The organism is Burkholderia anthina, assembly GCF_001547525.1.
GTDB classification, from domain to species: Bacteria; Pseudomonadota; Gammaproteobacteria; order Burkholderiales; family Burkholderiaceae; genus Burkholderia; species Burkholderia semiarida.
In genome coordinates this window covers 294,558-314,675 of sequence record NZ_LNJP01000003.1, presented here as the reverse complement: position 1 = coordinate 314,675, position 20,118 = coordinate 294,558, and the positions used below count along the sequence as shown (strand labels likewise).

At 65.4% G+C, this 20,118-nt stretch carries 15 protein-coding genes; 10 read left to right on the top strand and 5 right to left on the bottom strand.

Annotation, left to right across the window (positions count from 1 at the left end; all coding sequences use genetic code 11):
• Positions 1-82 precede the first annotated feature (82 nt).
• Together WS64_RS21725 and WS64_RS21720 are read left to right on the top strand one after the other, a co-directional pair.
• Positions 83-1,042, top strand: coding sequence for a LysR family transcriptional regulator (locus WS64_RS21725; protein WP_060967675.1), 960 nt, complete (start codon positions 83-85; stop codon positions 1,040-1,042).
• Positions 1,043-1,141: 99 nt separating this feature from the next.
• Positions 1,142-1,933, top strand: coding sequence for a hypothetical protein (locus tag WS64_RS21720; protein WP_060967674.1), 792 nt, complete (start codon positions 1,142-1,144; stop codon positions 1,931-1,933).
• Between the two features lie 55 nt (positions 1,934-1,988).
• Here the strand turns inward: WS64_RS21720 and WS64_RS21715 are convergent, their stop codons facing one another.
• Positions 1,989-2,711, bottom strand: coding sequence for a haloacid dehalogenase type II (locus WS64_RS21715; protein WP_060967673.1), 723 nt, complete (start codon positions 2,709-2,711; stop codon positions 1,989-1,991).
• Between the two features lie 241 nt (positions 2,712-2,952).
• Complete coding sequence (locus tag WS64_RS21710) at positions 2,953-4,821, bottom strand: sulfatase-like hydrolase/transferase (protein WP_060968541.1); 1,869 nt, start codon at positions 4,819-4,821, stop codon at positions 2,953-2,955.
• A gap of 135 nt (positions 4,822-4,956) precedes the next feature.
• On the opposite strand from WS64_RS21710, the gene WS64_RS21705 reads away from it, so the two are divergent.
• Together WS64_RS21705 and WS64_RS21700 are read left to right on the top strand one after the other, a co-directional pair.
• Positions 4,957-6,006: a LysR substrate-binding domain-containing protein gene (locus tag WS64_RS21705; RefSeq protein WP_060968540.1), complete on the top strand. Its 1,050-nt coding sequence runs from the start codon at positions 4,957-4,959 to the stop codon at positions 6,004-6,006.
• Positions 6,007-6,291: 285 nt separating this feature from the next.
• Positions 6,292-8,541 (top strand): putative bifunctional diguanylate cyclase/phosphodiesterase, encoded by a 2,250-nt coding sequence (locus WS64_RS21700; protein ID WP_060967672.1) that lies wholly within the window; start codon positions 6,292-6,294, stop codon positions 8,539-8,541.
• Positions 8,542-8,568: 27 nt separating this feature from the next.
• Here WS64_RS21700 and WS64_RS21695 read toward each other — a convergent pair whose 3' ends face one another.
• Together WS64_RS21695 and WS64_RS21690 are read right to left on the bottom strand one after the other, a co-directional pair.
• On the bottom strand, positions 8,569-9,630 hold the full coding sequence (locus WS64_RS21695) for a diguanylate cyclase (protein WP_060967671.1): 1,062 nt from the start codon (positions 9,628-9,630) through the stop codon (positions 8,569-8,571).
• Positions 9,631-9,697: 67 nt separating this feature from the next.
• Positions 9,698-10,702: a chemotaxis response regulator protein-glutamate methylesterase gene (locus tag WS64_RS21690; protein WP_060967670.1), complete on the bottom strand. Its 1,005-nt coding sequence runs from the start codon at positions 10,700-10,702 to the stop codon at positions 9,698-9,700.
• Positions 10,703-12,241: 1,539 nt separating this feature from the next.
• Here WS64_RS21690 and WS64_RS33235 point away from each other — a divergent pair.
• The 5 genes from WS64_RS33235 to WS64_RS21665 all read left to right on the top strand — a co-directional run bounded on the left by WS64_RS33235 (position 12,242) and on the right by WS64_RS21665 (position 18,332).
• The gene (locus WS64_RS33235) at positions 12,242-13,432 is read left to right on the top strand and encodes a fimbrial protein (protein ID WP_167351641.1); all 1,191 of its coding nucleotides are present in this window, start codon (positions 12,242-12,244) and stop codon (positions 13,430-13,432) included.
• Between the two features lie 595 nt (positions 13,433-14,027).
• On the top strand, positions 14,028-14,621 hold the full coding sequence (locus WS64_RS21680; protein ID WP_230943784.1) for a fimbrial protein: 594 nt from the start codon (positions 14,028-14,030) through the stop codon (positions 14,619-14,621).
• A 58-nt stretch (positions 14,622-14,679) separates the two neighbouring features.
• Positions 14,680-15,396 carry a fimbrial biogenesis chaperone gene (locus tag WS64_RS21675; protein WP_059639260.1) on the top strand — a complete coding sequence of 239 codons (717 nt, stop codon included), beginning with the start codon at positions 14,680-14,682 and terminating at the stop codon, positions 15,394-15,396.
• 156 nt (positions 15,397-15,552) lie between these two features.
• Positions 15,553-18,021, top strand: a complete 2,469-nt coding sequence (locus WS64_RS21670) for a fimbria/pilus outer membrane usher protein (RefSeq protein ID WP_167351640.1) — start codon at positions 15,553-15,555, stop codon at positions 18,019-18,021.
• Between the two features lie 113 nt (positions 18,022-18,134).
• Positions 18,135-18,332 (top strand): hypothetical protein, encoded by a 198-nt coding sequence (locus WS64_RS21665; protein WP_060967669.1) that lies wholly within the window; start codon positions 18,135-18,137, stop codon positions 18,330-18,332.
• 30 nt (positions 18,333-18,362) lie between these two features.
• Here WS64_RS21665 and WS64_RS21660 read toward each other — a convergent pair whose 3' ends face one another.
• Positions 18,363-19,400, bottom strand: a complete 1,038-nt coding sequence (locus WS64_RS21660) for an IS481 family transposase (protein ID WP_060966884.1) — start codon at positions 19,398-19,400, stop codon at positions 18,363-18,365.
• Positions 19,401-19,514: 114 nt separating this feature from the next.
• Between WS64_RS21660 and WS64_RS21655 the strand changes: the two genes are divergently transcribed.
• On the top strand, positions 19,515-20,093 hold the full coding sequence (locus WS64_RS21655; protein ID WP_060967668.1) for a fimbrial biogenesis chaperone: 579 nt from the start codon (positions 19,515-19,517) through the stop codon (positions 20,091-20,093).
• Positions 20,094-20,118: the final 25 nt, after the last annotated feature.

The window sequence follows — 20,118 nt, the reverse complement described above, 5'->3', positions numbered from 1 at the left end:
GTACCGACAAAGAAACCGGTTGGATGTGCATTTATGCATATCGACGGCCGGCCCGGAGACGCCCGCCTTTTTCCCCTCGCCGATGCGACATGCCACCGAGCCGGTTTCCGGCAACCTGAACTGGGACGACCTGCGCTTTTTCCTCGAGGTCGCGCGCACGCAGCGCGCGAGCGGCGCGGCGAAGCGTCTCGGCGTCGACTACACGACCGTCGCGCGGCGCATTCGCGCGCTCGAGGCCGCGATGGGTACGCTGCTGTTCGACAAGTCGCGCTCCGGCGGCTTCACGCTGACGGCCGAAGGACAGCGGCTCGTCGCGTATGCGGACGCGATGGAGACGACCGTGCAATCCGCGTGCGATCAGGTCGCGAACACCGGCGAGGCGCTGTCGGGCCACGTGCGGATCGGGTCGACCGAGGGGTTCGGCTGTTTTTTCCTCGCGCCGCAACTCGCGCGGTTCCGCGCCGCGCATCCGCACGTGACGGTCGATCTGCTGCCGGTGCCGCATTTCGTCAACCTGCCCAAGCGCGAGGCCGATCTCGCGATCACGCTCGAGCGGCCCGAGCGCGGGCCTTATGTGGTCACGAAGCTGTGCGACTATCAGTTGCGGCTCTATGCGACGCGCGACTATCTGGCGAACCACGCGCCGATTGCCTGCACGGCCGATCTCGCGCGGCACGCGTTCATCAGCTACGTCGACGATCTCGCGTTCAGCAACGAACTGCTGTACCTCGATCGCGCGGTGCCCGGCGCGACGGCCGGGTTGCGCACGACGAGCGTGATCGCGCAGGTTTTCGCGGCGCTGCAGGGCGGCGGCCTCGCGATCCTGCCGTGCTTCATCGCGGCCACGCAGCCGGCGCTGGTGCCCGTGCTGCCGAACGACGTGGTCGTCACGCGGTGTTTCTGGCTGACGTGCCGCGAGGATCTGCGCAAGCTGCGGCGCGTGACCGCGCTGTGGGATTACCTGCGCGCGGCGGCGGATGCGAACCGTGCGTTGCTGGCGGGGGAGTCGGGGGCGCTGAGGTTCGTCGGCGAGCCGGAATAGCGGGTTGCACGCGCGTCGCGACGGCGGCGCGATCGACATGACCGACGTGGGTGACGAAACAGCCGGCGGCGATTCGACCGGCTATCGGGGGGAAGGCAGATGGCCTTGACGCATGCGGGCAAGGTTTTCGTGGTGTGCGTGGTCGTATTCGGCGTGGCCGCTTACTGGCTCGCGTCGCGCATGGTGCGCCGCCAGACGGGCGGCAAGCGCGGCTCCGGCGGCGCGGTCGCATTCTGGTGGCTCGTGTGTTTTTGCCTGGTGTCGCTGTTGTTCCCGTTCGCGTACTGGATCGGCGACGAGATTTACGCGCTCGCGGTGTCGCCGACGTACGAAGCGACCGTCGTGTCCTACCAGTCGGAGTGGGACACCTGCGAGCGCCGCGAAAGCTCGGGGCGAACCTCTTCGTACCGGTGCATCAAGTACACGTCGATCCTGGAAGCCGTGATGCCGAATGGCGAGCGCATCGTGCTGCCCGGCAACATCCGCTCGGGCGCCGTGCCCGAAATCGGCGAGAAGGTCGATGTCGTGTTGCCGCAAGGGGCGCGTCAACTGCACGAGCGCAGCGTGCGCAGTATCGGTCTGCTGGCCGGCGGCGCGGTGATGGTCGCGATCATCGGGTATTTCGTCTATCTGATCGCGGCGTACGGGGCCGGGAAGAAAATCGACGGCGCGGCCCGCTTCGGCATGGCGGCGGTGGTGAACGGGCTCGTGCCGCTCGGCGCGCTGCTGATGGAAATCGCATTCCTGAGCGTGCCGTACCGTTACTGGGTGCACGGGAATCCGCAGCAATGGCCGGTGTGGGTGCTCGCGCTGGGCATGCTGTTCGCGCTGGCGCTGCTGCCGTTGCTGCTGCTCTATGCGCGGGCCGCATGGCGGGCGGTCGTGAAGTAACGGCGCCCCGTCGCCTCGCGGTCGCGGCGCGGGGGGGCGGCCGCGCCTCCGGTAGTCAACCCGGGCAGCCCAGCCGATCGGCGAGTTCGTTCAGATCCCTGACGTCGAAATCCCACGCGTCGTCGGCCTGCAGGTCGGTCGTCTGGCCGGGCCCGTGCTCGGTCGGCCGCAGCACGAACGCGGTCGACAGTCCGAGCCGGCGCGCCGCGGCCAGATCGCCGTTGTGCGCGGCCACGAGGCACAGCTCGGCCGGCGCGAGGCCGAGAATCTCGACCGCTTCGGTATAGACGGCCGGCGACGGCTTGTACGCGCGGGCGACCTCGGCGCCGAGAATCGCGTCCCACGGCAGCCCGCCGTGTTTCGCGACGTCGATCATCAGCCGGATGTTCCCGTTCGACAGCGGCGCGATGATGTAGCGCTGCTTCAGCCGGTGCAGCCCGGCGACGGAATCGGGCCACGGATCGAGCCGGTGCCATGCGAGATTGAGCGCGTCGACGTCGGCATCGGGCACGTCGACGATCCCGAAACGGTCGAGCGTGCGCACGAGGTTCTCGCGATGCAGCACGTCGAGCCGCACGTAGCGGCGGCGTCCGCTGCGGATTTCTTCCATCGACGGCGAATATTCGGCGCGCCACGCGTCGGCGAACGCGAACGGGTCGAGCGTCGGCGCGTGACGCTCCAGGAATGCGGCGGCGCCGCGCGCGACGCCGCTTCTCCAGTCGACGATCGTTCCGAAGACATCGAAAACGAGCGCCTTGATTTCGGCAGGGTTCGTCATGGTGATCGAGTGAAGGTCGTTCGATGAGGGGTCACATCGCCGTGCCGCCGGATGGCGTGGCGCCGGTTCGATCGACATTGAATCACGGATGCGAAAACCCGGCCCGGGAGGGCGCGGTGCGTGGCTCGCGCGCCGGTCGAGCCGGAGCCGGCGCGCGCGGCGACGGCGCGCGGCGGCCGGCCGGACGGTACCGGCTGACGCGCGCGCCGAACCCCGACCGGGGCCCGGTGCGTTCAGGCGGTCAGTGCCGCTTGCGGATCCGCACCTGCACCTTCCCGTCGCGAATCGGCATCACGTCCGGGCTGTCGTCGCCGACTTCGCTGGCGATCAGATCGTTCAGGCGGCCGTTCATCGCGAGCAGCAATTCGCCGTGCTGCTTCCTGTCCATCGCGAGATTGCGCATCTCGCCCGGATCGCTCGCGATGTCGAACAACTCGACGTCGTTGCGCGCGAACAGATCCTCCATCGTCGTCGGCCGGTTGAATTCGAGCGGCGAGAAATAGCGCGTGAAGCGGTAGCGGCCGTCGAACACGCTGCGGATCGTGCCGCGCAACCGGAAATCCGGCTGCTGCGCGAGCGCGCGGCGCAGCCGTTCATCCTCCGGCACGCCTTTCTGCCGCAGCGTGCCGAGTTCCTTCAGCATCCATTCGCTGTCGTAGTACAGCAGCATCGCGTAGTTGAACAGCGTCGCATCGCGCGCCGCGTCGCATCGCGCGCCGCGCCGTTTCGCGTCCGCCGGTTTCGCGAGCCAGCGCGTGAGGTCGTGCCCCTTCAACGCGCTGCCGCGGATCGTCGCGAGCCGCGCGGCGTCGAGGCCGGTGAGTCCGAGCAAGGTCGGCGCGATGTCGATGTGCGACGTCAGCGCATCGCATTGCATGCCGCCCGGATACGCGGGATGCCGGATCACGAGCGGCACGTGATTCTGCGGCTGGTACGCGGCCGCGCCCTTGCCGACGAGCTGGTGCGCGCCGACGTGATCGCCGTGGTCGGCCGTCATCACGACGATCGTGCGGTCGTCGAGCCCGAGCGACTGCAGTGTCTGCAGCAGGCGCACGACGTGCGTGTCGCAATCGCGGATGCAGTTGAAGTAGTTGTCCTGATAGAGGCGCACGCGTTCGTCGGTGAACGGGTAGCGCCCGACGAGGTTCGCATGCGCGGCGTTGAACATGCCGTGCGCGGGCGGCCGCCCCGGCTCGTCGTACGGCTGCCGCCGCGACGCCGCGAGCGGTACGTCGCGCCATGACGTGCGGTACAGCGCGTCGTTCGGCGGCGGCGCGTTGCCGAGCATCGGGTGGTTCGCATCCTGCACCGTCGAGCCGTTCGTGTCGGTGTTCACGAACATCGCGTCGTGCGGGTTCACGAGATTCACCGCGAGGAACCACGGCCTGCCTTCCTTCGCGAGGCGCGGCGCATGGTTGCGCATCCAGCTCACCGCGGCCTCGGCCGTGAGCCCGTCGTACTGGTAGCCGCCGCGCACCATGCCGATCAGGTCGCCCACGCCGAAGTAGTCGTCGAAGCCGTACGCGCGGATCGTGCGGTTGTAGTCGGCCACGGGCGCCGTGTACGGGCTCGCGGTTTCGTGCATCGACGCGCTCAGGTGCCACTTGCCGAGATAGGCGGCGTAGTAGCCGGCATCGCGCAGCATGTGGCCGACGGTGCGTATGTCCGGCGACATGTCCTGTTGCCAGGGCAGGCCCGCGTTGTCGAGCACGCCGGTGTGCTGGATGTGCTGCCCCGTATAGACCGTCGAGCGCGACGGCGAGCACACGCATGCGGCGATCTGGTGATGCATGAACGTGATGCCGTCGCGGCGCAGCGCTTCGCGGCCGGGCACCGGGAACGGCCAGCGGTCGAAGTGGCGTTCCTGGTCGGTCAGGATGAACAGGATGTTGTAGCCGGCGGGCGGAGTGGCGGGCGCCGTTGCGGCGCCGCGCAAGCCGGGATCGACGGCTGAGGCGGTCGCGGTACCGGCGGCCGGGGCGGCCGGCGGCGGGTTCGCGGCCAGCGCATCGGCGCCGAAGCCGGCCGACGCGACGGCCGCACCGGCCAGCTTGAGGAACCGACGCCGCGCGGTGGGCTCGGTGGCGGGGGCGTCCTGATCGTCTTTCACGTCGGCTGTCTCCTGGTCATGCACGGCTCGTGCCGGGGGTTTTCATGCCGACGACTATGCGGCAGGATCGCGTATCGATCGATGAAAGATCAGGGTCGATCGATAACCTGACGAACATGAATGACGGAGACGCCCGTGACCCTCGACCCCCGCGGCCCGGCCGGCCGCACGCGACCGGGCCCGCTCGCGCAGCCCGGCGCGCCGGCCCACGAGCAGCGCATCGCGCAGGCGCTGCGGCGGCTGCGTGTGCGCGACATGGAAACGCTCGATACGCTCGGCCGCACACGCAGCTTCGCGCGCACGTCCGAGGCCGCGTCGATCACGCAGCCGGCGCTGTCGAAATGGCTGCGCGAGCTCGAGGACTCGCTCGGGCTGCCGCTGTTCGAGCGCACGTCGCGGCGGGTCGCGCCGACGGCATACGGCGATGCGCTGCTCGAATGCATCGGCCGCGTGCTGACCGATATGCGCGGCGTCGCACCCGCGTTCGACGCATTGCGGACCGGCGCCGGCCGACCGGTGTCGATCGGCCTGCTGCCGAACATGGCGCCGCAACTGATTCCGGGCGCGCTCGCGTGGCTGCGGGAAGCCGGCCGCCCCGTACAGCTCAACGTGCGGGAAGACACGCTCGACCGGATGCTCGTGCAGGCGCGGCGCCACGAGCTCGACCTGCTCGTGTGCCGGCTCGACGCGTCGGCGTTGAGCGCGGGGCTCGCCGTCGCGCCGTTGTACCGCGACGACATGATCGTCGTGTGCGGGCTGCGCCATCCGTTGCTCGGGCGTGCGCGGATCGGCTGGCGCGACGCCGCCGCGTTTCCGTGGATCGCGCCGCCGTTCGGTTCCCCCGCGCGCACGGCGCTCGATGCCGAGTTCGCGAAGGCCGGCCTGGCGCCGCCGGCCGTGCTGATGGAGTCGGTGTCGTGGCAGACCAACCGCGCGGTCGCCGACCAGTCGCCGTGCCTGTTCGTGCAGTCGGCCCGCGCGTTCGACCTCGCCGCGCGGGCCGGCGAGCGCATCGGCCGGCTGCCGCTGAAGTTGTCGACGATGCCGGAGACGGTCGGTGCGTTGTATGCGGCGCCGGCGAGCGTGTCGGTCGCCGCGGCGATCGACGCGCTGAGCGCGGTGACGCGCACGCATCCTGGCGCGGACGACCGACCGGGAACGGAGCGGGGCGCGGACACATTCTGACGGATCGTTTTCGGAGAAAGCGCGCGCGGCCTTCGTGCGGTGCAGCAACCTGGCGGCGATCCGTTCGTCGCTGGCGGGGGCGGCGCGGCAACCGAGCGTATCCCCTGATGGAAGCAGGTGTGCCGATCGTCACGGATTGGTGTTAAATAGATTTCGGCGCGCCCTCGCTCGGCGCGCAAACGGGGCGCACCGGGCATCGGCGTAAACCCGAGGCGGAACAGGGCACGAAATATCGAAAACGAATCGGGCGCATCAGACCCGGTCGGACAGACGGCAGGATTCACTTTGAATACCGAACCGCAAAGTTCTCGTTACAGCCTCGGGCTCGCCGCGGAAGTGCTCGCATCCGAGCAGAGCGTGCTGAGGCTGATCACACGCAACACGCCGCTGCCGGAACTGTTGGTCGAGGTTTGCCGGCGTGCCGAGGCTTTGCTCGGCGACGGCGCGTCGTGCACGATCCTGCTGCTCGATACGGACGGCATGCACGTGCGCGTGGGCGCGGCGCCGTCGTTGCCCGCGCAGTACAGCGCGGCGATCGACGGCGCGACGATCGGGCCCGCGGCCGGCTCGTGCGGCACCGCGATGTACGAGCGCCGGATGGTCACCGTCGAGGACATCGAAACCGATCCGCTATGGGCCGACTACCGCGCGATCGCGTTGCCGCTGGGCTTGCGCGCGTGCTGGTCGGTGCCGTTTCTCGACGATGCGGGCGCCGTGCTCGGCGCGTTCGCCGTCTATCACCCGCGGCCGTGCCGGCCCAGCGACGAGGAAACCGCGTTGTTGCGCGATATCGGCAACAGCGTCGGCCTCGCGGTGCATCAGGACCGGATCGCGCGCCAGCTCGCGCGCAGCGAGGAACATCACCGGCTCGTCGTCAACAGCCTGAGCGAGGGCATCCTCGTCGTCTCGCGCGACGGCGTTGTGATCGCGAGCAATCCGAGCGCGAACCGGATGATGCGCGTGAAGGGCGAGCTCGTCGGCCGCCGGCTGTCGACGGTGATCCTGCGCAAGCTGCGCGAGGACGGCACGCCGATCGAGCCGCACGACTGGCCGAGCCGGCGCGCGCTCGAGACGGCCACGCCGATGCTCGACTATACGGTCGGCTTCGGTCTCGCGGACGGCGACATCATCTGGGTGCGCGGCAACGCGGTGCCGATCGTGAGGCCGGGCGACACGCAGGCCGATTCGGTGCTCGTGTCGTTCAACGACATCGGCCCCGTGCGCGAAGCGCAGCAGCAGTTGCGCTACATGGCGACCCGCGACGCGCTGACGGGCCTCTACAACCGCCGCTGGCTCGGCGACCGCATGCGCGAGCTGTTCGGCGTGCCCGACGCGGCGGGCGGGCCCGCGCGCGTCGCGATCCTGTTCATCGATCTGGTCGGCTTCAAGAAGGTCAACGACACGGCCGGCCACGACGCGGGCGACGCGCTGCTGCGCAGCGTCGCGTCGCGGCTCGCGGCCTGCGCGGACGGCCGCTATGCGCTCACGCGCGTCGGCGGCGACGAGTTCGTGATCCTCGTCGACGACTGCGACGATCCCGACCGTCTCGCGGTGCTCGCGCGCGAGGTGATCGACGCGATCGCGAAGCCGTTCGCGATCGCGAACAACGAATACTGGCTCGGCGTATCGATCGGCATCAGCGTCGCGCCGCGCGACGGCGACGATGCGGTGACGCTGATGCGCAACGCCGATTCGGCGATGTACGACGCGAAGCAGCGCGGCCGCAACCTCTTCACGTTCTTCACCGCGCAGCTCAACCTGCGGCTGCAGCGCCGCTTCGCGATCGAGCAGTCGCTGCGGCGCGCGCTGGCGTCGGACACGCTGAGGCTCGCGTATCAGCCCGTCGTCGATGCGCGCAGCGGCCGCACGGTCGGCGCCGAGGCGCTGCTGCGCTGGACGAGCCCCGAGCTCGGGCCGATGTCGCCGGCGGAATTCATTCCGGTCGCGGAAGATACGGGGCTGATCGTCGCGATCGGCCAGTGGGTGCTCGAAACCGCGTGCCGGCAGGCCGCCGAGTGGCGCCGCACGATCGCGCCGGACCTGATGCTGGCCGTCAACCTGTCGCCGCGGCAGTTCCACGAGGGGCTCGTCGAATCGGTCGGCCGCTGTCTCGCGCAAACGCGGCTCGACCCGTCCGCGCTGGAGCTGGAGATCACCGAAGGCGTGCTGATGAACGACACGGACACCGTGCTGCCGATGCTCGAAGCGCTCACGGACATGAACGTGCGGATTTCGGTCGACGATTTCGGCACCGGCTATTCGTCGCTCGCGTACCTGAAGCGCTTTCCGCTGCACAACCTGAAGGTCGACCGCTCGTTCGTGTCGGGCGTGCCCGATCATCACGACTCGGTCGCGATCACGCAGGCGGTCGTCGCGATGGCGCATTCGCTCGGGATGAAGGTCACGGCCGAGGGCGTCGAGACGCAGGCGCAGTCGTGGTTCCTGCAGCAGATCGGCTGCGACATGCAGCAGGGCTACCTGTTCAGCCGACCGCTGGACGCGGGCGACTACGCGCGCCGGCTCGGCGCGGCCTGAGCGCGGCGCGTTCGCCGGTTGCAGCCGTTACCGAGCGCCGAACCCGCCGGCGCCCGGCGGCGTCGACGACGGATCGATCTCGACCCGGTTCTTGCCCGCGTGCTTCGCGCGATAGAGCGCGCGGTCGGCCGCCTCGATCAGGACGGTCGTCGGCAGGCCGGGCGCGGGCACGATGCTCGCGCCGCCGATGCTGATCGTCACGGTCTGGTTGCCCGTCGACGAATGCGCGTGCCGCAGTCGCAGCGCCTCGACCGCGAGCCGGATCTTCTCGCCGAGCAGCCGCGCGGCGCCGGGCGACGTGCCGGGCATCACGACCGCGAATTCCTCGCCGCCGAAGCGCGCGGCGAGATCGCCCGATTGCCCGAGGCAGCGCTCGATCGTCGACGCGATCTGCTTGAGCACGCTGTCGCCCGACACGTGCCCGTACGTGTCGTTGTACAGCTTGAAGTTGTCGACGTCGATCATCAGCAGCGACAGCTCGCTGCGCTCGCGTGTGCCGCGCCGCCATTCGGCGGCCAGGTATTCGTCGAGATAGCGGCGGTTCGACAGCCCGGTCAGGCCGTCGGAGTGCGTGAGGCGCCGCAGTTCGAGATTGGCCTCAAGCAGTTGCTGCTGCGACTGCCGCAACGCGCGATAGGCCTCGTCGCGCTGCAGCAGGTTCAGGTACGAGCGCGAGTGGTAGCGGATGCGCGCGACCAGCTCGATGCGATCGGGCAGCTTGACCAGATAGTCGTTCGCGCCGGACGCGAACGCGGCACTCTTGATCACCGGCTCTTCCTGCGTCGACAGCACGATGATCGGCACGTCGCGCGTGGCCGGGTTCGCGCGGTACGCCCGCACGAGGCTCAGCCCGTCGGTGCCCGGCATCACGAGGTCCTGCAGGATCACGGTCGGGCGCGTCTCGATCGCGGCGGCCATCGCGTCGTCCGAGCGCGGGCAGTAGTGGAAGTCGATGCCTTCCTCGTCGACGAGCGCGCGCCGCACGGCTTCCGCGACGATCGTCTGGTCGTCGACCAGCAGCACCATCGCCGGCGCGTCGGCGGGCGACGCGCTCGGGCCGCCGGGCAGGCGAGTCAGGTCAATCGTCATGGTCGATGCGGGTTGTTGCGGTCGTTGCAGGAGCAGGCATGGGTGTTGCGCGCGGTCATCGTCGGGCTCAGATGCGCGCGAGCGCGGCCAGTTCGCCCGCGATGCGCCCGAGCGGCAGGATCGCGCGCGCCGCGCCGAGCGTCGCGGCCGCCTTCGGCATCCCGTACACGGCGCTCGTCGCCTCGTCCTGCGCGATCGTATGGTAGCCCTTCATCCGCAGCGCCTTCAGGCCGATCGCGCCGTCGCGGCCCATCCCCGTCAGCAGCACGCCGATCACGCGGCCCGGCCAGTGCTCGGTCAGGCTGTTGAAGAACACGTCGACCGACGGGCGATACGGCGTGGCGGCCGGTTCCCGCGTGTACTCGAGCGTGCCGGCGCGCGTGACGCGCAGGTGATCGTCGGTCGCGGCGAGCAGCGCGACGCCCGGCTGCGGGCGGTCGCCCGCGCGGGCGACGCGCACGGTGAGCCGGGTCTGGCCGTCGAGCCATTGCGCCATGCCTTCGGCGAACGCGCGATCGACGTGCTGCACGATCACGATCGGCGCATTGAAATCGGCCGGCAGGCTGCCGAGGATCGACGCGAGCGCGCCGGGGCCGCCGGCCGATGCGCCGATCGCGACCAGCGGGCCGCCGCCGGTGCGCGCGGCCGCGCCGGCGACGCGCGTGCCGCCCGGCGCGTCGAGCAGGTGGCCGATCTGATCGATCTTCGCGAGCAGCAGTTTCGTCGTGTCGCCGGCCGCACCGTCGCCGAGCCGCGGCGTGTCGACCGCGTCGAGCGCACCGGCGCCCATCGCCTCGAACACGCGCCACGCGTTCGCGCCGATGCAGCTCGTCACGATCAGGATCGCGCATGGCCGTTCGGAACGCATGATCCGGCGGGTCGCCTCGATCCCGTCGCATTTCGGCATGATCAGGTCCATCAGGACGATGTCGGGCGGCTGCGTGGCGCACAGTTCGACGGCCTGCGCGCCGTCGGTCGCGACCCACAGCACGCGGTGCTCGGGCCGTCGCGCGATCGCGCGGCGCATCGCCTCGACGGCTAGCGGGAGGTCGTTGACGATGCCGATGTTCACAAGCGGAATTCTCCGGTCGGTTCGTGGTGTTGGAGCTGGGCCGGGTTCATGGAGGGGGCAGCCTGTTCGGCGCGGCCGAACGGCATCGGCGGCCGGACGGCGCGGCATTCTTTTCGGTTGGCGACGCCCGAATGCTGTCATGCGGCGCGGGCGGCGGCAATCGAAAAAATTCCGCATTGCGTCGTTTCAGACCATTTTCTCACTGGTTGCGCGGATTTTCCGCCGTTCGCACGGCCGGATAGCCGCGCGCGCCGTCATGCGGCAGTGCGGAAACGGGGTGCCCTCCATCGACCGCTTGCAGGCGTCGCGGCTGCCGCGCGTTTCCCGGCCCCCGGCGACCGCTGCGGGACCGTTCCCGTCAAACGCCGCCGAAGCACCACGAGCATACGGCCGGCGCAACGTGGCGTCGGGTTCAATGCTGCCCCCCTTCCAGGCATCAAATCATTGACCTTTTATCGATAAAGTCTCGTCCCGGATTTTGCGGCCTGAACCGGGGCGAAAGCGGCGAGGGCGGTGCGCTGTCGCGGCGCTCTGCATCCAACACAAGGAGGGCAATGCCGGGTGCCGATCGGGGCAATCGTCGTGACCGCTCTCGCGCTGCGCTTCAACGCGCTGCGGGTCGTCGCGATCGCTGACCTCGCGTCAGCCGCTGAAATCCGACAGCAAGAACCGGCACGACGGAGTGGCCGGGGCTTCCTCTACGCACCCGCGCGATACACGCGAGGTGGCTCGATCGGAATGTCGCGCGTTTGCCAAGCTTGTTTGATGATTGATGGCTGAATCGGTGCGAAGAGGAATTCGTACTTGTCCTAGATGGCGCGTCATTGTTATGGAACTCGTCCCATTTATTGGGGAGCGGATTGTCAATAATATTGCAAGTAGGTCACGTATTGTTAAATGGCTTAATTTAAGTATGAATTTTAAAGTTTAATGAATTTTATTAAGTTTGAAATCATGTTCGAGGCGGATCTCGATTAAGTGGGCAATGACGAAATTCTCCATGTGATCAGATAGTTGTTTCGGAAAGCATCACGCGATCCGTTTTTTAGTCCGGCTTGTCGATTTGCCAGCACAGACCGTTCGCATGGGCCGCGCGTCGCGTCAGAAAAGCCGCTTGGACGTGAACGTCGACCCGTCGTTCGGGAGAGGCTCCATGTTCGCCGGTGTAGGCGACACGACGTATCGGAGCGGCTGAGGGCGCAGTCGGCGCCTTCACGTCGGCTCCAGCAACGATTGCAAGAACATCAGCCATCGCTTGTCGGCGTTGCACATCGAAGCGTCGGGGCCGTTCGGGGCGCGGACTGGTCTGATCGAGCCGACGCGCAGGTGAACGACGCAAATAACAGGTTGCTCGGCGACATGCAAAACGGGCGCGCTTGCTCGTGCTCGGTATCGACACCGAGGCAGCATCGATAGGCGGTGGAGCGGCAAGCCATGCACGCCCGGCTATGCGATGAAACGAAACAAGGTGCTGGCGTACGAGTGAAGCGGCGAGTTGCATGTCCGTCGGTACGGTGGCGTGCGTCAAGTGATCGATGGATGGACATCGTCTTTCGACACCGACGTGCCACGCTGAAGGCGCTGCGAAGCGCCCTTCGTCATCAAGCAGAATGTACGGCAATTGATATGGAATATCGAGTGAAAACGACAGCGAATTCGGAATCGAATCGAGCCTCGCAACGACGGATACGGTCCATCATCGGGACGATGATATGCGGAATCGTGTTGCTGACGGTCGTTGGGTCGGCACATGCGTGTCAATCGAGCGTATCCACCTCGACTGTCCGTCCACCCGCTCCCGCGACGATCACGAGCGCACGTGATGCCAATCGCCCCGGTGCGCTTATCGGTCCGCGTGCCAGCGACCAACAAATCGGTTTTTACCTTTACAACTGCGGCGGTGGACAACTGAGCAAGGTTGGCGTGGCGGCAAACGGAAAGCTGGTTCCCAACGTTACCTATGACTCAGGAGGGCAGTCTTTCCCTATCTATGAGACCGGGGTTCCGGGAATCGGAGTCGCGCTGATGGTGGGTGCTACTTCGAGTGGTTCGCCGACGAATTGGAAGCCCCTCCAACTGGAAGAGACTCTATTGGCCACCAGTGGAAATCAGATAACGTTTTACTATATCGTCTATTATCAGGCAGTACTTGTATTTACCGGTTCGCTCACCACCGGCACGTACACGATACCCAGGATTGTGGTCGGAACTTCGAAGGCATACGGCCTCGACGGGCGTGTCGTTTATTCAGGCACCACCTATCTGAACGGGATGACGATCAACGTTGCCGCGAGCGGATGTACGCTGACATCGGGCAAGCAGATGAATATCAAACTTCCGCAACTCGTCGGCAACAAGCTGCAGGCGGTCGGCGCTGTATCGGACGAAGCCGCGCCGGTGACGCTGCGTGTCGATTGCCAGGGTGCGGTGAACGTCTATGCGACGTTGTCCGATGTAGCGAATCAGGCGAACGAAGGCACGATCCTGAGTGCGCTCCCCGGTTCGACTTCGCGTGGCATCGGGCTCCAGATCTACAGGCAAGGTAGTGAGACGCCGCTCCACTTTGGGCCGGATTCGGCAGTGAAGGGCAACAAGAATCAATGGCTCGCGGGCACCGTGACGGACGCCAGTCTGTCTATCCCGCTCGTGGCTCGGTATGTAAAAACGGCGGAGACGTTCACGCCGGGCTCGCTCGATGCCGGCGCCACGTTTACTTTCTCGTACCAGTAGCCCGGTCGGAATGGGGCTTCGGTTCGGACTGTCGCTATCGAGAGCGCGCCTGGCGCAATCATCACGCGCAATCTACCGGCCGTACCGTGGGTACGAATCGTGTCCGATATGACCGAAAAATCGGGTCGACATAAACGATGATAAAAGACAGGATGCACACTCAAAAACTAATGCGCAACTGATTGTTACACGTTCGTTTGGCGTGGCCGGGATTTCGCTGCGCCGAACATATTCAGCTTGACGCCCGGTGCGGCAGAGATTCTGCCGCACCCCTGTTCCGCGTCTCCGCGCCCGCACTTCGTGCGTGCGCAGCTCTCCCAGGCAACACCCTTCAGCCTCGTTCCGTGCCCCCGACATTGCGATGTTCGGAGCGGCTTCGATCGTTTGGCCGAGAGATCATTCAGGCGCGGCGTTCCGAATGTGCTGGTTTGAACGTCAAGAATCGTCAATTCGAGGTGCTATTTTTATTTAGTACTCGTCCTACTCAGTGTATTTAATGAATCGTACAGGTTCTATTTTCTTGCATTGCTTGTGAAATATAGAATTGACTGGACTCTTATAAAGAGTTTTGGTTTTCACTTAACTGGAGCTAACAGTGGCAATTTCCATCAAGAAAATGACCGTCGCGGCAGCGGTTGCGCTGGCGGCCGGCAGTGCAATGGCGGCCGATGGCACGATCAACTTCACGGGCGAGATCGTCGCCGCGTCGTGCGGCATCACCGGCGGCAATGGTACGTCGGTCACGGGGGGCAAGGGTCAGCAGTCGATCGACGTCAAGCTTGGCAAGGTCAGCGTCGACTCACTGGGCGGCGCGGCGGGCGGCGGCATTGCAGCCGGTACCGCGGTCAACCTGAACCTCGACTGCGGCGCGACCGCCAAGGGCCTGAGCACGGTCAAGGTACGCTTCGACCCGGCAAGCGGTTCGGGTGTGGACGGCAAGAACAACAAGCTGCTGCAGACCACCGGCACGGCCAAGGGTGTCGGCATCGGCATTTACGACGCCGCCGGCACGCTGCTGAACATGAACGCCAACGAGACGTTCGATGCACCGCTGGTCAACGGCGGTACGGCCGAAGCACCGGTCTACACGGCGAATCTGGCGATGCGCGCCGGCTATGTGAAGAACGGTGATGAAGTCGTTGCAGGTACGGCAAACGGCACGCTGCCGTTCACGCTGACCTACGAGTAAGCCGCTGGCCCCCTCCGGGCGAGGGGGGCGATCCCTCGCCCGCTTACCGAGACCTCCCATGAAACGACTCCACTTTGCCAGGCTGGCCCTGGCCGGTTCGCTATTGTTGTCCTCCGCCGCCTCGTTCGCCGGCATCACACTAGGCGCAACCCGTGTCGTGCTGGCCGCGCCGAGCAAGGAGGCCTCTCTGATGGTCCGGAACCCGGCGCCGGCCGACGTCATGATCCAGACGTGGATGGATACCGGCGACGCCAATGCGAAAACGGACGTTCCGTTTGTCATCACGCCGGCCCTTACCCGTTTGGCCGGCGAGAAACAGCAGACGCTGCGCATCCTGTATTACGGGCAAGGCCTGCCTGTCGATCGCGAATCGGTGTTCTGGCTCAACGTGCAGGAGATCCCGCAGAAGATCAAGGACGACAACACGCTGCAGATCGCCGTGCGTCAACGCGTCAAGTTCTTCTACCGGCCCGACGGCTTGCCCGGCACGGTTGCAGAAGCACCTGCGCAGCTCCGCTGGCGGCTCGTTCAGCACGATGGCCGGACGCAGCTCGAAGTGAAAAACCCGTCGGCTTACTTTGTTTCGCTGGCATCGGTCAAGGTGCAAAGCGGCGGCCGCGATTATGCGGCGGCAGCTGAAATGGTGGCGCCGTCCGCGACGCGCTACTTCGATGTGAAGAACCTGCCGGCCGGCGCCACGGGCGCAAAGGTCCATTTCGAATCGATCAACGATTACGGTGCGGTCGAACCGCACGACAGCGCCATCACCGGCTGACGAAGCCCGATCGATACGTCGTACTTCCCTTCATTTTCGTTATTCCCCGGGCCTCGGTCGCGGGGACGGGCGTATGCGCGCTTGCGATGCCGCTCGGGAGGTGATTCAACTTAGAGAAAAGGTATGGAATACATCAGGAAGGATACTGATCGCCGTATGCCCGCGCACATCGGGGTGCCGAGTCTCGCGTTGATGGGGCTCATGATGTCCGTATCGGGCCATGCCGCGGAATTCAACGAATCCTTCCTGCGCAAGGGCGAAGGGCCCGTCGATCTGCGCTATTTCGAGAAAGGCAGCGCAGTGCTGCCCGGCAGCTACGACGTCGACCTCTATCTGAATCACACCCTGATCAAGCGCGAGAACGTGGTGTTCCGCGCGGACGCGGAAGGCACCGTCAACCCGACGGTGACGCTCGGCATGCTGCGTGCCGCCGGCGTCGACATTGCCAGGCTGCAAAAGGACGGGCACGTTACTGCGGGCGCGGACGATACGACGATCGTCGATATGTCGACCGTCGCGGATGGCGCGTCGGTGGTGTTCGATCCCAATACGCTGTCGCTGAACATCAGCTTTCCGCAGTTGTACGTGTCGCGCGCGCCGCGCGGGTACGTCGATCCATCGCTGTGGGACGATGGCGTCTCCGCGGTGTACAGCGACTATCAGGCCAGCTACAGCCGCAACGACGGCCACGGCTACAACAGCCAGTATTACTTCGTCGGATTGCGCAGCGGCCTCAACGTCGGCGCCTGGCGCTTGCGCAACGAATCGACGTTCAACGGCACGACCGGCACGGGGAGCAAGTTCACCAGCAATCGCAGCTACGTGGAGCGCAACGTCCGGAGCCTGCGCGGCAAGATAGCGGCCGGCGAGTTGTATACGTCGGGCGACATCTTCGACAGCGTGCGCTTCGTCGGCGCACAGATCGGCACCGATCTCGGCATGTTGCCCGACAGCGAAGTCGGCTTCGCACCGGTCGTGCGCGGCATCGCAGACAGCAATGCCGTCGTCGAGGTGCGGCAGAACGGCTACGTCATCTATTCGACGCCGGTGCCGCCGGGCGCGTTCGAGATCACCGACATCTATCCGAGCGGCTCGAACGGCGACCTCGAGGTTCGGATCATCGAGGCGGACGGGCGCGTGCGCACGTTCAGCCAGCCATACTCGTACCTGCCGGTGATGGTGCGGCGCGGCAGTCTGCGCTATTCGTTCGCGGTCGGTCAGTATCGCGTGCAGGGCGCGTCGAAGCCGAAGCTCACGCAGGGCACGCTGGTGTATGGCCTGTCCGACAACTTCACCGGTTACGGCGGTATTCTCGCCGCGGACAACTATCTGGCGGCCAATCTCGGCGTCGGAGTGAACACACGTATCGGCGGCATGTCGCTGGACGCCACGCACAGCCGTTCGCGCACCTCGAACGGCACTCGGCAAGGGCAGAGCTTCCGGTTTCTTTACTCGAAGACGCTCTATCAGACCGGCACGACGTTCACGATGGTGGGCTACCGCTACTCGACCGATGGTTATCGGACGCTGGCCCAGCACGTCGAGGAAGGGGATCGTTCGTACAGTCCGCGCCTGATGCGGCAGAAAAGCCGGCTCGACATGAACGTGAATCAGCCGCTGGCGAGCGGCTCGATGTCCGTCGGCGTGGGCGACACGACCTACTGGAACGGCGAAGGGCGCAGCCGCCGTTTCCAGATCGGCTACAGCAATAGCTACAAGAACATCAGCTATAGCGTGTCGGCGTCGCATATTCAGGAGTCGGGCCCGTTCGCGCGGCCGGACACGCAGTTCAACGTATCCGTCAGCATTCCGCTCGGCAAGGCGTCGAGCACGCATCGTCTCTATGCGAACGCGGTATCGTCGACGCGCGGCGATTTCAACGTGCAGACCGGCGTGTCGGGTTACCTGAACGAGAGCAACACGCTCAATTACGGTGTGCAGGGCGGCTACAGCCGCAATGGTGGCGGCTCGGGGGGTATCAGCGCGGGCTGGGATACGCCGAATGCGAAGCTGACCGGCAACTTCACGCAGGATCGCTCCGGCCGGAACCTGAACGTAGGTGCCGCGGGTTCGGTCGTCGCACATCGCGGCGGCATCACGTTGGGGCAGCCGCTCGGCGAGACGTTCGCGGTGGTCGAGGTGCCGAAGGTGGCCGGCGTGACATTCGGATCGTCGGCTATCCGTACCGACCGGCGCGGCTATGCGGTCGTGCCGTATTTGCAGCCGTACCGCCAGAACTGGCTGAACATCGATCCGTCGAGTCTCGGCACCGGAACCGAAATTACCGACAACGCGAAGAACGTGGTGCCGACCCGCGGCGCGATCGTCGCGGCGCGCTTCGAAGCGTCGTCGGGGCGGCGCGTGCAGTTCGAATTGACCGGCGGCGAAGGCGGTAAGGTGCCGTTCGGCGCGCAGGCGTATGACGCGAACGGCAAACTGCTCGGCGTGGTCGACAACCAGTCGCGCGTGCTGGTGTTCGGTATCGAAGACAAGGGCAGCATCGACGTACGCTGGGGCGGCAAGCAATGCACGATCGGTTATGCGCTGAAACCGCAAAACAAGGAACTCGCGTATGAGCGCGTAGCAACGCGATGCGTGCTCGGCAAGGTTACGGCAACCGATTGATGCGATCGACCGTAACCGCGAGGCAGCTCAGGAGCAGAACGCGCTAGACGATTCCATTTGCGGCGCTTTGTGGCGAAGAAAACGGAAACGGTGCTTTTAGGGACGTAGACAACATGCTGAACAGGCTTCTTTCTTTTCCGACTGTCTCATTGGCAGCCCTGTCAAAGGTCGCATTTCTGATGACAGTGACGTATGCGGGTGCTGCCTGGGCCGATATCGATTTCGGCGGTCAAACTCGTTTCATCATGGACGAGAAGAACGGCAGGAAGAATATCGAGATTGTGAACTGTATTAGCCGGGACTCGATCTGACAGGTAGTCGGGCCTACAAAGAACGAGCCATCAATGGGTGATGAGTTTCTCCTTGGCTAGTTCGAGCGAATCGAGGAAAGTACGCATCGGCGTCTTGCCATAACACCAGCGCCCCTGATGCTCTCGTTCATTGTTGTACTGGTCGAGCCACGCATCAAGGTCCGTCTGCAGCGTAGCGATCGAGTCGTAGATCTTCTTTCGGAAGACGATGCGATAGAACTCGTTGAGCATGGTCTTGTGCAGCCGTTCGACGATCCCGTTGGTTTGCGGCGACTTGGCCTTGGTTCGGGTATGGTCGATGTCCTCCAAGGCCAGATACAGCTCGTATTCGTGATGTTCGGGGTTGCCGCAGTATTCGGTGCCGCGGTCTGTCAGCACGCGTAGCAGCGGAATGCCGAAGCTGTCGAAGAACGGGACAACGCGATCGTTGAGCAGGTCCGCCGCCGGCAAAGGTGTCTTGCGATCATAGAGCTTGGCGAAAGCAACCTTCGAGTAGGTATCGACGAAAGTTTGCTGGTAGACACGGCCGACGCCCTTGAGGCTGCCGACGTAGAACGTATCCTGCGCGCCGCAGTAGCCCGGGCATTCGGACTCGAATTCGCCGTGCACTTCCTTCTCGTGCTTGGCGCGTTCGAGCGCGACAAGCTGCGCCTCGGTCAGCACCAACCCCTCCTGGGCGGACTTGGCTTCCAAGGCCTTCAAGCGCTTCGGCATGGTCTCCAGATCGTGGCGCAACCAGATGCTACGGACGCCTTGGGGCGAGACAGAAAGAGCATGCCGTTTGAGGACCTCGTTGGCGATACGCACCTGACCGTAGGCTGGCAATTCGAGGGCCAGTTCGACAACTGCGGCCTCGACCTGCGGATCCACGCGGTTCTTGAGCAGCGGCCGGTGGTGGGAAATCTCCTGCAGCGCAGCTTCACCGCCTCGATCGTACAGTTCCTTAAATCGGTAGAAGCTGTCGCGCGAGTAACCCATCACGCGACAGGCCTGGCTGACGTTGCCGAGTTGCCGGGCCAGCTCGAGTATGCCGACCTTGGCACGAATTACCTTCTGCTCCTGAGTCATGGCGGACTCCTTGCTGTTCGCGGCGCGCATTGCCGCTACGGGCTACGCCCTCCGCGCCAATGCGCGCCAGCATGAAAAACCAACCACTGTCAGATTTAGTCTAGTCCACCGCATGTGAACGACGGTCGCGAGCCGGCTCTCGTGCAGATCAGCATCGGCTGGGGGAACGAAGATGCTTCACCGAGCCTGCCCGTAGCCGTTTCCAAACCGCTGCTGCTCATTCCCGCACGGCAAAGAGCGTCGGTGGAGGTCATGTATCAAGGCGAGGGGCTTCCGAACGATAGGGAATCGTACTTCCTGATGAGCGTGATGGAGATTCCAAAGAAGGCGGATGCGCCTGACACCCTGCAGTTCGCGATACGGCATCATCTCAAGCTCCTTTATCGCCCGCAGCTTTCCATTGCCTCGCAAGAGGCGATCGACCGGCTTGGGTGGACGCGTCAGCCCGGCTCGTCATTGCCGAGTGCGCGCAACGATTCGCCGTACTACCTGACGCTGACCGACATCGAGCTGAAGGACAGCAATGGAAAGGCGTGCGGAAAGGTACTTCGGCATTGGATGCTGGAGCCGTACTCCACGCAGGCACTGCCCGATTCCGGCTGTGCCGTTCCGCCGTCGGGTGTCAGCTACGTCTACATCAGCGACGGCGGCTTCGAGCATCCGCGCACGGTCTCACTGCGGTCGGCGCCGTGAATCCGACCTCACTGAAGAATCAGTC

Coding starts and splice junctions, on each gene's coding strand:
- WS64_RS33235 (WP_167351641.1), top strand. CDS start 12,242: ATGGACATCGTCTTTCGACACCGACGTGCCACGCTGAAGGCGCTGCGA.
- WS64_RS21720 (WP_060967674.1), top strand. CDS start 1,142: ATGGCCTTGACGCATGCGGGCAAGGTTTTCGTGGTGTGCGTGGTCGTA.
- WS64_RS21665 (WP_060967669.1), top strand. CDS start 18,135: ATGCTGAACAGGCTTCTTTCTTTTCCGACTGTCTCATTGGCAGCCCTG.
- WS64_RS21725 (WP_060967675.1), top strand. CDS start 83: ATGCGACATGCCACCGAGCCGGTTTCCGGCAACCTGAACTGGGACGAC.
- WS64_RS21670 (WP_167351640.1), top strand. CDS start 15,553: ATGCCCGCGCACATCGGGGTGCCGAGTCTCGCGTTGATGGGGCTCATG.
- WS64_RS21715 (WP_060967673.1), bottom strand. CDS start 2,711: ATGACGAACCCTGCCGAAATCAAGGCGCTCGTTTTCGATGTCTTCGGA.
- WS64_RS21660 (WP_060966884.1), bottom strand. CDS start 19,400: ATGACTCAGGAGCAGAAGGTAATTCGTGCCAAGGTCGGCATACTCGAG.
- WS64_RS21695 (WP_060967671.1), bottom strand. CDS start 9,630: ATGACGATTGACCTGACTCGCCTGCCCGGCGGCCCGAGCGCGTCGCCC.
- WS64_RS21675 (WP_059639260.1), top strand. CDS start 14,680: ATGAAACGACTCCACTTTGCCAGGCTGGCCCTGGCCGGTTCGCTATTG.